The 14,228-nt window shown below is 64.6% G+C and carries 11 protein-coding genes; 3 read left to right on the top strand and 8 right to left on the bottom strand.

Features of this window, described 5'->3' with window-relative positions; translation table 11 throughout:
• Window positions 1-97: 97 nt before the first annotated feature.
• From N7650_RS06860 to N7650_RS06850, 3 genes are all read left to right on the top strand, one after another.
• Window positions 98-2,491, top strand: coding sequence for a TonB-dependent receptor (locus N7650_RS06860; RefSeq protein ID WP_279897636.1), 2,394 nt, complete (start codon window positions 98-100; stop codon window positions 2,489-2,491).
• Window positions 2,492-2,714: 223 nt separating this feature from the next.
• Window positions 2,715-3,341 carry a LysE family translocator gene (locus N7650_RS06855; protein ID WP_279897584.1) on the top strand — a complete coding sequence of 209 codons (627 nt, stop codon included), beginning with the start codon at window positions 2,715-2,717 and terminating at the stop codon, window positions 3,339-3,341.
• 319 nt (window positions 3,342-3,660) lie between these two features.
• Window positions 3,661-3,912, top strand: a complete 252-nt coding sequence (locus N7650_RS06850) for a DUF1652 domain-containing protein (RefSeq protein WP_279897634.1) — start codon at window positions 3,661-3,663, stop codon at window positions 3,910-3,912.
• Between the two features lie 102 nt (window positions 3,913-4,014).
• Here N7650_RS06850 and N7650_RS06845 read toward each other — a convergent pair whose 3' ends face one another.
• The 8 genes from N7650_RS06845 to N7650_RS06810 form a co-directional block, all read right to left on the bottom strand.
• Window positions 4,015-4,290, bottom strand: a complete 276-nt coding sequence (locus N7650_RS06845; RefSeq protein WP_009396980.1) for a peptidylprolyl isomerase — start codon at window positions 4,288-4,290, stop codon at window positions 4,015-4,017.
• Window positions 4,291-4,328: 38 nt separating this feature from the next.
• Window positions 4,329-6,290, bottom strand: a complete 1,962-nt coding sequence (locus N7650_RS06840) for an acetoacetate--CoA ligase (protein ID WP_279897582.1) — start codon at window positions 6,288-6,290, stop codon at window positions 4,329-4,331.
• Between the two features lie 162 nt (window positions 6,291-6,452).
• Window positions 6,453-7,223, bottom strand: coding sequence for a 3-hydroxybutyrate dehydrogenase (hbdH, locus tag N7650_RS06835; protein WP_279897580.1), 771 nt, complete (start codon window positions 7,221-7,223; stop codon window positions 6,453-6,455).
• A 13-nt stretch (window positions 7,224-7,236) separates the two neighbouring features.
• On the bottom strand, window positions 7,237-8,628 hold the full coding sequence (locus N7650_RS06830) for a GntP family permease (protein WP_009396984.1): 1,392 nt from the start codon (window positions 8,626-8,628) through the stop codon (window positions 7,237-7,239).
• Window positions 8,629-8,888: 260 nt separating this feature from the next.
• On the bottom strand, window positions 8,889-10,283 hold the full coding sequence (locus tag N7650_RS06825) for a sigma 54-interacting transcriptional regulator (protein ID WP_279897578.1): 1,395 nt from the start codon (window positions 10,281-10,283) through the stop codon (window positions 8,889-8,891).
• 20 nt (window positions 10,284-10,303) lie between these two features.
• Window positions 10,304-11,326, bottom strand: a complete 1,023-nt coding sequence (locus N7650_RS06820) for an ABC transporter permease (RefSeq protein ID WP_279897577.1) — start codon at window positions 11,324-11,326, stop codon at window positions 10,304-10,306.
• Window positions 11,326-12,378 (bottom strand): microcin C ABC transporter permease YejB, encoded by a 1,053-nt coding sequence (yejB, locus tag N7650_RS06815; RefSeq protein ID WP_064304620.1) that lies wholly within the window; start codon window positions 12,376-12,378, stop codon window positions 11,326-11,328. The genes N7650_RS06820 and yejB overlap by 1 nt, the downstream gene beginning before the upstream one ends.
• Complete coding sequence (locus N7650_RS06810; protein ID WP_279897575.1) at window positions 12,375-14,222, bottom strand: extracellular solute-binding protein; 1,848 nt, start codon at window positions 14,220-14,222, stop codon at window positions 12,375-12,377. The genes yejB and N7650_RS06810 overlap by 4 nt, the downstream gene beginning before the upstream one ends.
• Between the last annotated feature and the right edge of the window lie 6 nt (window positions 14,223-14,228).

Here is a 14,228-nt window from a genome sequence, read left to right as displayed (position 1 = left end):
AGGTAGGGTTGGGTGCGGCGGCTGGCGGCTATCTCCATAACCCTTTTCACTTCATGGAGAGCCTTGCGTGAGTCAGTCCCCGTTGTCCCTGTCGTTGCTGGCCGCCGGCCTGTTGACCAGTTCGTTCGCCCTGGCCGGCTCGGCGCCGCAGGCGTTCGATGTTCCTGCCGCAGCGCTGGAGCAATCCCTGAACACCCTGGCCCGCCAGGCCGGGGCGCAGATCCTTTTTGCCAGCGATGTCACCAGCGGCAAGCAGGCCCCGGCCCTGAAAGGCAGCTATACCCTGGAACAGGCCCTGGAGCGGCTGCTGGGCAGTAGCGGATTGAGCGTGCAGGCGCAGGGCGAGCGGACCTTCGTGGTGGTGCCCGGCGCGGCCAGCGTTGCGGCCCCCGCATCCGCGGTCATGGAGCTCTCCAGCCTGGAAATCACCTCGTCGCGCACCAGCAGCAGCCTGGTACCGCAGGCGCGCCAGGTCAGCGTGATTGAGCGCGAGCAGCTCGAACAATTGCGCGAAGGCTCCGACAGCCTGGCCACGGTGCTTGCCAAAAGCGTCCCGGGAATGGCCGATTCCAGCCGCACCATCACCGACTACGGCCAGACCCTGCGTGGGCGGACCATGCTGGTGCTGGTGGACGGCGTGCCCCTCAATACCAACCGCGACTCCTCGCGCAACCTGGCCAATATCGATCCGGCGCTGATCGAGCGGGTCGAAGTGATCCGCGGCAGCAGCGCGATCTACGGCGCCGGCGCCACCGGCGGGATCATTTCCATCACCACTCGTCCTGCGGGGGGCGAGAATCGCGCGCAAACCAGCCTGCGGGCCGAGTCGCCGCTGACCCGCCTGGGCAGCGACGGCCTTGGCGGTCAATTGCAGCAGCATGTCTCCGGTTCCGAGGGCCAGGTGGATTACGCGCTGGACTTCGGTGCCCGGCATATCGGTGCCTCCTATGACGCCAACGGCCAGCGCATCGCACCTGAACCGAGCCAGGGCGACCTGTTCGACTCCAACACCTGGAACATCGGCGGCAAGCTCGGCCTGCGCATCGACGACGAGCAGCGCATCCAGCTCGCCGCCAGCCACTACAACGCCGATCAGGACAGCGACTTCACCTCCGACCCCAGCGTGGCCCGCCTGCCGCCCGGATCGGTACCGGCCCAGGCGCTGTCGGGGCTGTCGCTGGACGAGCAGAACCAGATCAAGAACACCCTGGTCAACCTCGAATACGCCCATGCCGATGTGCTCGGTGGCACGCTCAACGCGCAGCTCTACTACCGCGACTATTTCACCCGCTTCACGCCGTTCGATGCCAGGGGTGTGGCGACCCGCGGGCGTAACGTCGACCAGGTGATGCAGAACAGCGAAGTCTTCGGCAGTCGCGTGACCCTGCGCACCCCGCTGGGCCAGGCAGGCGCCACCGAACTGCTCTGGGGTGCGGATTTCAACCAGGAACGCAGTGACATGCCGATCGACATCTTCGACCCGCGCCAGTACGACGCCAGCGGTGGCCGGGTCTACGACAAGATCGGCCGGCTCACCTATATGCCCGACCTGACCACCCGCAGCCTCGGCGGCTTTGCCCAGTTGCAGCATCGCTTCAACGAGCAGTGGTCGATGGAAGGCGGGGTGCGCTACGAGTACGCCACTGCCCGCTACGACGACTTCGTGCCGCTGTCGGAATCCACCGCGGCGTCGCCGGCGACCGTGGCCGGCGGCGAGATCAACTACGACGCCGTGCTTTCCAATATCAGCCTGACCTGGTCGCCCGTCAGCGGGCAGGAGCTGTACGCGGCCTTCAGCCAGGGCTTCCAGTTGCCGGATATCGGCGTACAGGTGCGCAATGCCCGGCGCGGTTTCGATATCGATTCGTCGAACCTGGAGCCGGTCAAGACCAACAACTATGAACTGGGCTGGCGCGGTGCCATCGGCGAGCAGACCCTGGCCAGCCTGGCGGTGTTCTACACCACCTCGAAGCTGGGCGACGTGCAGAGCTTCAACAACGGCCTGATCCTGACCCGTACCCAGGAGCGCATCTACGGCATCGAAGGCAGCGCCGACTGGCTGACCGACGACGAGCGCTGGGGCGCAGGCGGCACCGTCAGTTGGCTGAAAGGCCGTGAGAAACCGGACAACGGTGATTGGCAGGACATGACCGGCTACCGCATCCCGCCGCTCAAGGTCACCGGCTACCTGCAATACACGCCGGACGAAGACTGGAGCCATCGCGCGCAACTGACCTGGTTCGATGGCCACGACTACCGCCTGGATGGCGTGGCCAGCTTTGGCCGGCGCAAGGTGGATGGCTATGCCACGGTGGACCTGGTCAGCCAGTACCAGGTCACGGCCAACGACAAGGTCAGCCTGGGTATCCAGAACCTGTTCAACCGCGACTATTACCCGCAGTACAGCCAATTGATGCGCAGCAGCACCAACACCAGCCACCTGCCAGCGCCGGGAACGGTGTTGGCGGTGGGGTATAGCCACGACTGGTAAAGCACCGCAAGACCTGTGGGAGTGCGCTCACTCTTGTCGCACGGAGAATACGCGTACCCTGTGGGAGCGGGTTTACCCGCGATTACGTTAGTGAACCCACCATCGTAATCGCGGGTAAACCCGCTCCCACAAGGCCCACGTCGAATCGGAATCTTGTGGCTCGCCAGCTTGACGCCATCTACCACCGCCACTCACTCTGGCCTCCTTGCCCAAGGAGCCCGCCATGGACCTGTCCACCCTTGCACTGTTCATCCCTGCCTGCTTCGCCCTCAACATGGCCCCGGGGCCGAACAACCTGTTGTCCCTCAACAACGCCAGCCGCTACGGCTTGCGTACCGCCTGTGCCGCCGGGATTGGCCGCTTGTTCGCTTTCGCCGGCATGATCCTGCTCGCTGCCCTGGGGCTAGCGGTGGTACTGCACACCAGTGAATACCTGTTCCTGGCGATCAAGGTGCTGGGTGCGTTCTACCTGTTCTACATCGCCTGGCAGCTCTGGCGCGCGCCGGTGGGTGAGGGCGGGGTGGTCGTCGAGCGCAGGGGCGGGGTGCTGAAGCTGGCGCGGCAGGAGTTTTTCGTGGCGGCGGGCAATCCGAAAGCCATTCTGATCTTTACCGCATTCCTGCCCCAGTTCGTGTCGATGAACAGCGCTGTCCCGGTGAGCCAGCAGTTTCTCTGGCTGGGCGTGATGTTCCTGTTGCTGGAATGGTTTGCAATCGCCATCTACGCCTGGCTGGGGGCTTATCTGCAACGCTGGTTCAACCAGCCGGGGCCGCGGCGGTTGTTCAATCGGCTGAGTGCAGGGCTGCTGGGTTGCGCGGGGCTGGGGTTGCTGGCGGCACGGCGGGCATGAGCAAGAACGCTCAGGCTGCGTTGGCCTGGCTGGTGGGGAGAATTGCCGAAAGAGCACTGAGGGTCAGCAACAGAGGTGTACGCATACGTTGTTTCTCCATGGAAGATCAACGGCTAAGTACTGCCTCGATCCAGCGCCCGCTGGACGATGTCATAGCGATACAGGGCATTGCATGTCCGGACAACTGGCAAAAATGCTAGGTCGACGTAAAAAACCGTACGGCTTATCGGGAAAAGATCTGACGGGGGCCGGGCACTTGGCCTAGGATTCACAACGCGCCGCAAGCATGGAGCTGCGGTCCCTCAACTGCCCGGGAGTCATGGACATGCTATCTACGCTGGAACTGCGCGATATCATCGAGAAGAGTTTCTTGCCGGTTCGCTGCCGCTGCACGCTGGCAGCGGATCAGTCGCTGACCGTGCAGTTATTCAATCGCGGCTCGCCGCAGCCTGATTTGCAGGTCGCCGGTATCCGGGCGGAGCAGCTCGACAGTAGCCGGGCGATCGCCAGCCTGGTGAGCAAATTGCGTTGCCAGTTGCTGGACAAGCAGCCATTGCGCGATGCCGGCTAGATTATGGGGTGTTCTTGAGGGCCTCATCGCTGGCAAGCCAGCTCCCACAGGGTTCTGAGCTGCCCTTGCCAGCGATGAGGCCCTCAGCAACGACACAACTCATCAATCCCGATAGAACGTCTGCACCAGGTGATAGCCGAACTTGCTCTTGATCGGCCCATGCACCGTGCGCAGCGGTTTCTTGAAGATCACCTGGTCGATCGACCCGACCATCTGCCCCGGGCGGATTTCGCCCAGGTCTCCACCGCGCTTGCCTGAAGGGCAGGTGGAGTATTTCTTCGCCAGTACGTCGAAGGCCTCGCCCTTGGCAATGCGCTGCTTGAGCTGCTCGGCCTCTTCGGCGGTCTTGACCAGGATGTGACGGGCCTGTGCTTTCATGATGCGGGTGCCTCGGGGTTGCGGGTAAAAACCGGCGATTATGCCTGATCGCGCAGCTCGATGCGGTCGCGAAAATGCTCCAGCGCCTGCGGATTGGCCAAGGCGTCGGTGTTTTTCACCGGCAAGCCGTGCACAACGTTGCGCACCGCCAGTTCGACGATCTTGCCGCTGATGGTGCGCGGAATGTCCGCTACCTGGACGATTACCGCCGGGACGTGGCGGGCACTGGTGTTGTCGCGGATAACCTTGCGGATCCGCGCTTGCAGGGTGTCGTCCAGGCTCAGGCCGTCGGCCAGGCGCACGAACAGCACCACGCGCACGTCATGCTGCCATTGCTGGCCGATGGCGACGCTATCCAGTACCTGCTCGATCTTTTCTACCTGGCGGTAGATTTCCGCCGTGCCGATGCGCACGCCACCGGGGTTGAGCACCGCATCCGAGCGTCCGTGGATCGCCAGGCCGCCGTCGGCGAACTCTTCGGCATAGTCGCCTTGGCACCAGACACCGGGAAACTGGCTGAAATAGGCCGCCTTGAAGCGTTCGCCATCCGGGTCGTGCCAGAAACCCAGGGGTATCGCCGGGAAATGCCGGGTACAGACCAGTTCGCCTTTTTCGTCGAGCACCGGCCGGCCCTGGTCGTTCCACACTTCGACAGCCATGCCCAGGCCCTTGCACTGGATCACGCCGCGACGTACCGGCAGGGTCGGGTTGCCAAGGACGAAGCAGGAAACGATATCGGTGCCGCCGGACATCGAGGCCAGGCACAGGTCGCTTTTCAGCTCGCGGTACACGTAGTCGTAGCTATGCGGTGACAGCGGCGAGCCGGTGGACAGCAACAGGCGCAGGCGCTCCAGGCGATGGCTGTGCCGTGGCCGCAGGCCGGCCTGCTCCAGTGCTGCCAGGTACTTGGCACTGGTGCCGAAGACACTGATGCCTTCGGCGTCGATCAGGTCCAGCAGGCGTTCGGGGCCGGGATGGAAAGGCGAGCCGTCATACAGCACTAGCGTCGCGCCCAAGGCCAGGCCGCTGACCAGCCAGTTCCACATCATCCAGCCGCAGGTGGTGTAGTAGAACAGGCAGTCGTCGGCTTGCAGGTCGTTGTGCAGGCCGTGTTCCTTGAGGTGTTGCACCAGCACGCCGCCGGCGCTGTGGACGATGCACTTGGGCACGCCGGTGGTACCGCTGGAATAGAGGATGTACAGCGGATGATCGAAAGGCAGGGCGACGAATTCAGGCTCGCCGCCGCGTTGGTAGAAGTCGTCCCACAGGCTGGTGCGCGCCCCGGTGACGAACGCATCAAGGCGGATATCGGTGGCGCTGTAGGGCACTACCAGCAGGTGCTCCAGGCCGGGCAAGGCGGCCAGGACTTCATTGATCTTGTCTACCTGGGACAGGGATTTGCCCGCATATTGATAGCCGGCGCAGACTAGTAGCAGCTTCGGTTCGATCTGGCCGAAACGTTCGACGATACCCTGGGTGCCGAACTCCGGGGACGAGCTGGACCAGATGGCGCCAAGGCTGCTGGCGGCGAGCATGGCGACCACGGTCTGCCAGGTGTTGGGCATGCAGGCGGCGACCCGGTCGCCGACACCGATACCGGCAGCCTTGAAGGCTTTTTGCAAACCCGCGACTTCGGCGGCCAGTTCGGCATGGCTCAGGGTCACCCGCTGGCCGTCCTCGCGTACCGAGACCAGGGCGATAGCGTCATCGCGGCGGCGCAGCAAATGTTCGGCGAAGTTCAGGGTAGCGCCGGGGAACCAGCGCGCATCCGGCATCCGCGGGCCTTCCTCGAGCACGCTGGCGGGCGGGGTGCGCCAGCGTATCCGGAACTCGTCGGCCAGCGCCTGCCAGAAGGCCGGGCGCTGGTCGATGCTCCATCGATGCAGGTCGGCATAGTCCGCCAGTTCGAGGTTGAAGCGCTGATTGATGGCATGCCGGAAACCTTCCATCCGGCTGGCCTGAATACGCGCCGCATCCGGGCGCCAGAGCTCATCGTTCATGCGGGATTCTTCCTGGTGGGTCTGTCAATGTCCTGAGTCTAGCCCTTATGGTGCTGCTGATGGCCTCATCGCTGGCAAGCCAGCTCCCACAAGGTTCAGCAGCGCCGCGGACACTGTGGGAGCTGGCTTGCCAGCGATGAGGCCATCAGCAACCCAACAAATCTACTGCGCCAGCCACCCCCCATCCACATTCCACGCCGCTCCACGCACCTGGCTGCCGGCCTCGCTGCACAGGAACAGCACCAGTTCGCCCAGGTGCTCCGGGGTGACGAACGCCAGTGATGGCTGCTTCTCCGCCAGCAAGTCATGCTGTGCCTGCTGTGGGTCGGAGCCTTCGGCGATGCGCGCATCGATCTGCTGCTGCACCAGCGGCGTGAGCACCCAGCCCGGGCAAATGGCGTTGCAGGTCACTCCGCTGGTGGCCGTCTCCAGCCCGACCACCTTGGTCAGGCCGATGACCCCGTGCTTGGCCGCTACATAGGCCGCCTTGCCCACCGAGCCTACCTGGCCATGCACCGAGGCGATATTGATGATCCGCCCCCAGCCACGCTGCTTCATATCCGGCAGGGCAAGGCGCGTGCAATGGAACACCGCCGACAGGTTCAGGGCGATGATCGCGTCCCAGCGTTCAACGGGAAATTCGTCCACCGGTGCCACGTGCTGGATCCCGGCATTGTTGACAAGGATATCGATTCCGCCGAATTCCTCCTGTGCATGGGCGAACAAGGCGTCGAGCTGGGCTACGTCACCCAGGTCGGCGGGATGATGGGCAACCTTGCCGCCAAAGCGGCCGATGTCCGCCAGGGCCGCCGCCGGGTCGCCAAAGCCGTTGAGCAGGATATCGGCGCCGGCCTGCGCCAGGACCCGGGCGATGCCCAGGCCGATGCCGCTGGTGGAGCCGGTGATCAGTGCGGTTTTTCCGGAAAGCTTCATACAGGTCGGTTCCTCAAACGATGCCGGTGGCATAGAAGGTGGCGATCACGACGAACACCGCCAGGGTCTTGATCAGGGTAATGCCGAAAATGTCCTTGTAGGCCTCGCGGTGGGTCAGGCCGGTGACCGCCAGCAGGGTGATCACCGCGCCGTTGTGCGGCAGGGTGTCCATGCCGCCGCTGGCCATGGCGGCCACCCGGTGCAGCACCTCCAGCGGGATATTCGCCGCATGTGCCGCGCTGATGAAGGTATCGGACATGGCGGCCAGGGCGATGCTCATGCCGCCCGATGCGGAGCCTGTGATCCCCGCCAGCAGGGTCACGGTGATCGCTTCGTTGACAAGCGGGTTGGGGATGGCGCGCAGCGCGTCGGCCAGTACCAGGAAGCCGGGAAGCGACGCGATCACTGCGCCGAAACCGTATTCCGAAGCGGTGTTCATCGCCGCCAGCAAGGCTCCGCCGACGGCGGCCTTGGTGCCATCGGCCAGGCGGGTCTTGATGGCCTTGAAGCCACTGACCAGCACCAGCAGGATGCCCAGCAGCAACGCCGCTTCCACGGCCCAGATGGCGGTCAGCTTGGCGATATCGGTCTGTACCGGTGCGGTCATGCCCGGCAACTGCAGGGTATGGCTTTTCCCGTACCACTCGGGAATCCAGTGGGTGAACAGCAGGTTCATGATCCCTACCAGCAGCAGCGGCGACAGGGCCAGCAGCGGATTGGGCAGCTTCAGGTCGTCGGCGGTTTCCGGCTCGTTGCGCAACTCGGTGCCGTAGCCCTCGCCGGCGCGCAGGGCCTTGTTGCGCTGGCGTTGCAGGTAGAGCATGCCGGCGCAGAAGACGAACAGGGTGCCGATCAGCCCCAGCCAGGGCGCGGCCCACGCGTTGGTATTGAAGAAGGTGCTGGGAATGATGTTCTGGATCTGCGGGGTGCCGGGCAGGGCGTCCATGGTGAACGAGAACGCGCCAAGGGCGATGGTCGCGGGAATCAGGCGCTTGGGGATATTGCTCTGGCGGAACATCTCGGCGGCGAACGGATAAACTGCGAACACCACGACGAACAGCGACACGCCGCCGTAGGTCAGCAGGGCGCAGACCAGCACGATCACCAGCATCGCCTGGCGGGTGCCGAGCAGGCGAATGGCGGCGGCGACGATGGAGCGGGAAAAGCCCGACAGCTCGATAAGCTTGCCGAATACTGCGCCGAGCAGGAACACCGGGAAATAGAGCTTGATGAAGCCGACCATCTTTTCCATGAACACCCCGGTAAAGGCGGGTGCCACGGCGGACGGATCGGTCAGCAGTACCGCACCGAGGGCGGCGATGGGGGCAAACAGAATGACGCTGTAACCACGGTAGGCAGCCAGCATCAGCAGCGCCAGGGCTGCCAGGGCGATGATCACACTCATCGAGTGTCTCCTTGGTGAATCTTGTTTTTGTTGGAAACAAGGAGGTAGCAGGGACTGTGCCAGGTGTTTAAGTTACTGATTTACAAGGGTAAATTCTGTTTATCTGTATTGTCTGACCGATTTTGTCTCTGATTGGAGACTTCTGGCGAGCTCAAGGGCCTCATCGCTGGCAAGCCAGCTCCCACAGGGGCATGTGGGAGCTGGCTTGCCAGCGATGAGGCCGTTAAGAACAGAGTCTCAATCTGGAGATAGGAGTCTCTTTATTGAGACTGAATCCCCAAAGCCACCAGCTTCTTGTACAAGGTCGAGCGCCCCAAGCCCAGCTGCCGCGCCGCTTCCGGTACATTGCCGGCACAGCGCTGCAGTGCATCGCGCAACAGTTGCCGCTCGAACGCCTCGCAAGCCTCGCGATACCCCGGCACCGGCGGCGTCTCCTCGACCGCCCGAGGCATCAAGGTCCCCAACGCCCCGCGAATGTCCTCGACCTCCAACCGCGCCCGGTCCGCCAGCAAGGTCGCCCGTTCCAGCACATTCCGCAGCTCGCGGATATTCCCCGGCCAGGCATGCCGTCCCAGCAGCGCCAGCGCCTCGTCCTCCAACTCGTGCCGGCTACCGAGGTCTTCTAGGATCGCCTCGGTCAGCGCCGGCAGGTCTTCGATCCGCTCGCGCAGCGCCGGCACCTCGATAGGCAGCACGTTCAGCCGGTAATACAGGTCGGCGCGGAATTCGCCGCGCGCCATGGCCGCCTGCAGGTCCCGGGAGGTGGCGGCGATGACCCGCACATCGCTCTGCAGCATCTGGTTCGACCCCACGGGCTCGTACTCCTTTTCCTGCAACACCCGCAGCAGCTTGCTCTGCAAGGGCAAAGGCATGTCGCCGATCTCGTCGAGGAACAGCGTGCCGCCCTCGGCCAGTTGCAGCTTGCCGGCGCGGCCCTTGCGCTCGGCGCCGGTAAAGGCACCCGGTGCGGTACCGAAGAACTCGGCTTCGAGCAGGGTTTCCGGGATCGCTGCGCTGTTGATGCTGACGAATGCCTTGTGTGCCCGCGGCGAGGCCGCGTGGATGGCGTGGGCGAGCAGTTCCTTGCCGGTGCCGGTCTCGCCCAGCAGCAGGACCGGCGAATCGCTGCTCGCCGCCCGGCGCGCCCGGCGCTTGACCTCAAGGCTGGCGGCACTGGTACCGATGAATTGGGCGAAGCTGTACTTGGCCTGGCGCGCCTTGAGCAACGAGCGGGTCGAGGCCAGTTCCTGCTGCATGCTGGCGTAGCGCTTGAGCAGCGGCGACAGGCTGCGCAGTTCGTCGAACAAGGCAAAGCCGATGGCGCCGATCACTTCGCCACTCGCGTCCTGGATCGGCAAGCGCATCACCACCAGGGGCTCCTTCGGGGTGTCGAGCATGTCCAGCAGGATAGGCCGCCCCTGGTTCACCACCTCGCGCATCAGGCTGCCGGGAATGACCTGTTCGCAAGGCTGGCCGATCGCGGCACTGGCGTCGGCCAGGCCGAAACGCCGGGCATAGCGCTCGTTCATCCAGACGATCCGGGCATCGCGATCGACGATCACCGTGCCTTCGCTGGATTGCTCGATGATCTCGAACAGCGATTTGATTGCCAGGCGGCGCACCCGCTGGTAGTCCTTGAGGCTTTCGTCGTGCATGGTCATTCCGTGAATAGTGCTCAGGCCCGTGGGTCGAAGGCTTCGCGCAAGGCGTCGCCGACGAACACCAGCAGGGTCAGGATCAGGGCCAGGGCGAAGAATGCGGTGAAGCCCAGCCAGGGCGCCTGCAGGTTCTGCTTGCCCTGGTTGACCAGCTCACCCAGCGAGGCACTGCCAGCAGGCATGCCGAAGCCGAGGAAGTCCAGGGCGGTCAGGGTCGAGATTGCGCCGGTGAGGATGAACGGCAGGTAGGTGAGGGTGGCGTTCATCGCGTTGGGCAGGATATGCCGGATGATCACCAGGCGGTCCGGCAGGCCCATGGCGCGGGCGGCCTGGACGTACTCGAGATTGCGCCCGCGCAGGAACTCGGCGCGCACCACGTCCACCAGGGCCAGCCAGGAAAACAGCGCCATGATTCCCAGCAGCCACCAGAAATCCGGCTCGACGAAGCCGCTGAGGATGATCAGCAGGTAGAGCACCGGCAAGCCGGACCATACCTCCAGCAGGCGCTGCCCGAGCAGGTCGACCCAACCGCCGTGGTAGCCCTGCAGTGCCCCGGCGGTTACGCCGATCAGCGTGGAGATCAGGGTCAGGGCCACGGCGAACAGGATCGACACGCGCGTGCCATAGATCACCCGGGCCAGCACATCCCGCGCCTGGTCGTCGGTGCCCAGCCAGTTGCTGGCCGAGGGCGGGCTCGGGGCCGGCACCTGCAGGTCGTAGTTCGGCGTATCGGCGCTGAACGGGATCGGCGGGAACAGCATCCAGCCGCCGTTGCCCTCGATCAGCTGGCGCACGTACTGGCTGCGATAGTCCGGCTGGAAGGGCAACTGGCCGCCGAACTGCTGCTCGGTGTAGCGCTTGAACGCCGGGAAATACAGGCCGCCTTCGTACTTGAGCAGCAGCGGCTTGTCATTGGCGATCAGCTCGGCGCCCAGGCTCAGGGTGAGCAGGGCGGCGAACGCCCAGAGCGAGAACCAGCCGCGGCGGTTCCTGCGAAAACGCTGCCAGCGACGCTGGGCGATGGGCGACAGGCAGAACATCAGTGCGCCCTCGTGGCGAAGTCGATGCGCGGATCGACCAGGGTGTAGCAGAGGTCGCCGACCAGGCGGATCAGCAAGCCGAACAGGGTAAAGATGAACAGGGTGCCGAACACCACCGGATAGTCGCGGCTCACCGCGGCGTCATAGCTCATGCGTCCCAGGCCATCGAGGGAAAAGATCACCTCGATCATCAGCGAGCCTGCGAAGAATACGGTAATCAGCGCCTGCGGCAGCCCGGCCACCACCAGCAGGATGGCGTTGCGGAACACATGGCCGTAGAGCACCCGGCGCTCGGTGAGGCCCTTGGCCTTGGCGGTGATCACGTACTGGCGCGTGATCTCGTTGAGGAAGGCATTCTTGGTCAGCAGGGTCAGGGTGGCGAAACCTCCGATCACCAGGGCACCCACCGGCAGCACCAAGTGCCAGAAATAGTCGGCGACCTTACCCACCAGGCTCAGTTCGGCGAAGTTCTCCGAAACCAGCCCGCGCACCGGGAACCAGTTCAGCGAAGTGCCACCGGCGAACAGCACGATCAGCAGCAGGGCGAAAAGGAAGGCGGGCAGGGCATAGCCAATCACGATCAGGCTGCTGCTCCAGGCATCGAATGCGCTGCCATGGCGCACGGCCTTGCGAATACCGAGGGGGATCGATACCAGGTAGGTGATCAGGGTCGCCCAGAAGCCAAGGGACAGGGTCACCGGCATCTTGTCGAGGATCAGGTCGGTGACCTTGGCTCCCCGGAAGAAGCTGTTGCCAAAGTCCAGCCGGGCGTAGCTGCAAAGCATCAACCACAAGCGTTCCGGCGCCGACTTGTCGAAGCCGTACTGTTTCTTGATGGTCTCCAGCAAGGCCGGGTCGAGGCCGCGGCTGGCGCGTGAGTCCAGTTGCACCGAGGCGCCGCCCGGTGCGCCGGCGCCAATGCCCTGCAGCCGCGCCACGGCCTGCTCCACCGGCCCGCCGGGAGCGGCCTGGACGATGACGAAGTTGACCAGCAGGATCACCAGCAGCGTCGGGATGACCAGCAGCAGACGCCGCAGGATATACGCGGTCATGGCTGGCCTCCCGTGCGCTGCGCCATCTGCTCGTTGGTCAGCGCGGTCGGGCTGACTTCCCACCAGGTGTCCAGCGCCGGGTCATTGGCCGCAGCGACCTTCGGCAGGCCGAAGCGGTTCCACCATACGCTGGAGGTACCCGGCGGGTAATAGTTGGGGATCCAGTAGTAGTTCCATTGCAGCACCCGGTCCAGCGCGTGGGCATGGCGCTGCATGCCGGCCTGGGTGTCGGCACGCACCAGGCCATCGATCAGCTGGTCCACCACCGGGCTCTGCAGGACCATGAAGTTGTTGGAGCCCGGGTCCTTGGCCGCGGCAGAGCCGAAATAGCTGTACAGCTCCAGCCCCGGCGAGGGGCTGACCGGATAGCCGGTGACGATCATGTCGTAGTCCCGCGCCATCAGGCGGTTGACGTACTGCGCCGAATCCACGCGGCGGATCTGCATGTCGATGCCGATCTGCGCCAGGGTGCGCTTCCATGGCAGCAGCAGGCGCTCCATGCCGTTCTGGCCGTTGAGAAAGGTAAAGCTCAGCGGCTCGCCAGCGGCATTCACCAGGCGATCGCCGTCCGGGTGCCAGCCGGCTTCGCCCAGCAGCGCCAGGGCCTGCAGTTGCTTGTCGCGGATGATTCCCGAACCGTCGGTACGCGGTGCCTCGAAGACCCGGGTGAACACCTCGTCGGGAACCTGCCCGCGCAGCGGTTCGAGGATCTTCAGTTCCTCGGCATCCGGCAGTTCGCGGGCGGCCAGCGGGCTGTTGGCGAAGTAGCTTTGCTGGCGGATGTACATGTCGCGCATCATCCGCCGGTTGCTCCATTCGAAGTCCCAGAGCAGGGCGATGGCCTGGCGTACGCGGCGGTCCTGGAACATCGGGCGCTGCAGGTTGAACACATAGCCCTGGGCGTTCTGCGGCGCTTCCCTGGCCAGGTGGGCGCGTTGCAGGCGTCCATCATCCAGGGCCGGCCCGGCGTAGCCGATGGTGTAGCCGGTGGCGGAAAACTCGCGGTTGTAGTCGTAGCCGCCACCGCGCAGGACTTGCCGCGCCACGTCGGTATCGCCGAAGTATTCGATGCGCAACTGGTCGAAGTTGTAGCGCCCGCGGTTGACCGGCAGGTCCTTGCCCCACCAGTCGCGGTCGCGCTCGAAGGTGATGCTGCGGCCATTGTCGATCCGCCCGACCTTGTACGGGCCGCTTCCCAGCGGTGCCTCGAAGCCGCCGCCGTTGGCGAAATCGCGACCGCGCCACCAGTGTTCCGGCAGCACCGGCAGCGACGCGAGGTCCAGGGGCAGGGTGCGGTTCTGGCTGGTCTTGAAGTCGAAGCGCACCTGGGTCGGCGACTCGACCACCACATCGGCGACATCGGCGAACTGGGTGCGGTATTTTAGGTTGCCTTCGCGCAGCAGCAGGTCGTAGGTGAAGCGCACGTCTTCGGCACGGATGGGCTTGCCATCGGCGAAACGGGCCTTCGGATCAAGGTAGAAGCGCAGCCACAGGCCATCGTCGGCCCGCTCCATGCGCCGGGCGACCAGGCCGTAAACGGTGTAGGGCTCGTCCAGTGAGCGCACGGCCAGGGGCGAGTAAAGCCAGCCGTCGATCTCGCTGACGCCGATGCCCTTGTCGATATACGGCAGGATATGGTCGAACTGGCCGATCTCGATGGCCGAGCGGCGCAGGCTGCCGCCCTTCGGAGCGTCCGGGTTGGTGTACTGGAAATGGTTGAAGTGCTGCGGATAGCGCGGCGCCTCGCCGTAGACGGTAAGGGCGTGGGTGGGGGCGGCCTGGGCGTTGAACCCCAGAAGGGCTGCGAGGCAGCCCCCGAAGGCCAGGGAGGCCTTGCCAATCAAGACCGA

Origin of the sequence: Pseudomonas sp. GD04058 (assembly GCF_029836855.1) — a bacterium.
GTDB classification, from domain to species: Bacteria; Pseudomonadota; Gammaproteobacteria; order Pseudomonadales; family Pseudomonadaceae; genus Aquipseudomonas; species Aquipseudomonas bharatica.
Note: the sequence above shows the minus strand (reverse complement) of the source record. Positions and strands in the feature narration are given on the sequence as shown.

Coding starts and splice junctions, on each gene's coding strand:
- hbdH (WP_279897580.1), bottom strand. CDS start 7,223: ATGAAGCTTTCCGGAAAAACCGCACTGATCACCGGCTCCACCAGCGGC.
- N7650_RS06850 (WP_279897634.1), top strand. CDS start 3,661: ATGGACATGCTATCTACGCTGGAACTGCGCGATATCATCGAGAAGAGT.
- N7650_RS06825 (WP_279897578.1), bottom strand. CDS start 10,283: ATGCACGACGAAAGCCTCAAGGACTACCAGCGGGTGCGCCGCCTGGCA.
- N7650_RS06840 (WP_279897582.1), bottom strand. CDS start 6,290: ATGAACGATGAGCTCTGGCGCCCGGATGCGGCGCGTATTCAGGCCAGC.
- N7650_RS06845 (WP_009396980.1), bottom strand. CDS start 4,290: ATGAAAGCACAGGCCCGTCACATCCTGGTCAAGACCGCCGAAGAGGCC.
- N7650_RS06820 (WP_279897577.1), bottom strand. CDS start 11,326: ATGTTCTGCCTGTCGCCCATCGCCCAGCGTCGCTGGCAGCGTTTTCGC.
- N7650_RS06830 (WP_009396984.1), bottom strand. CDS start 8,628: ATGAGTGTGATCATCGCCCTGGCAGCCCTGGCGCTGCTGATGCTGGCT.
- N7650_RS06855 (WP_279897584.1), top strand. CDS start 2,715: ATGGACCTGTCCACCCTTGCACTGTTCATCCCTGCCTGCTTCGCCCTC.
- yejB (WP_064304620.1), bottom strand. CDS start 12,378: ATGACCGCGTATATCCTGCGGCGTCTGCTGCTGGTCATCCCGACGCTG.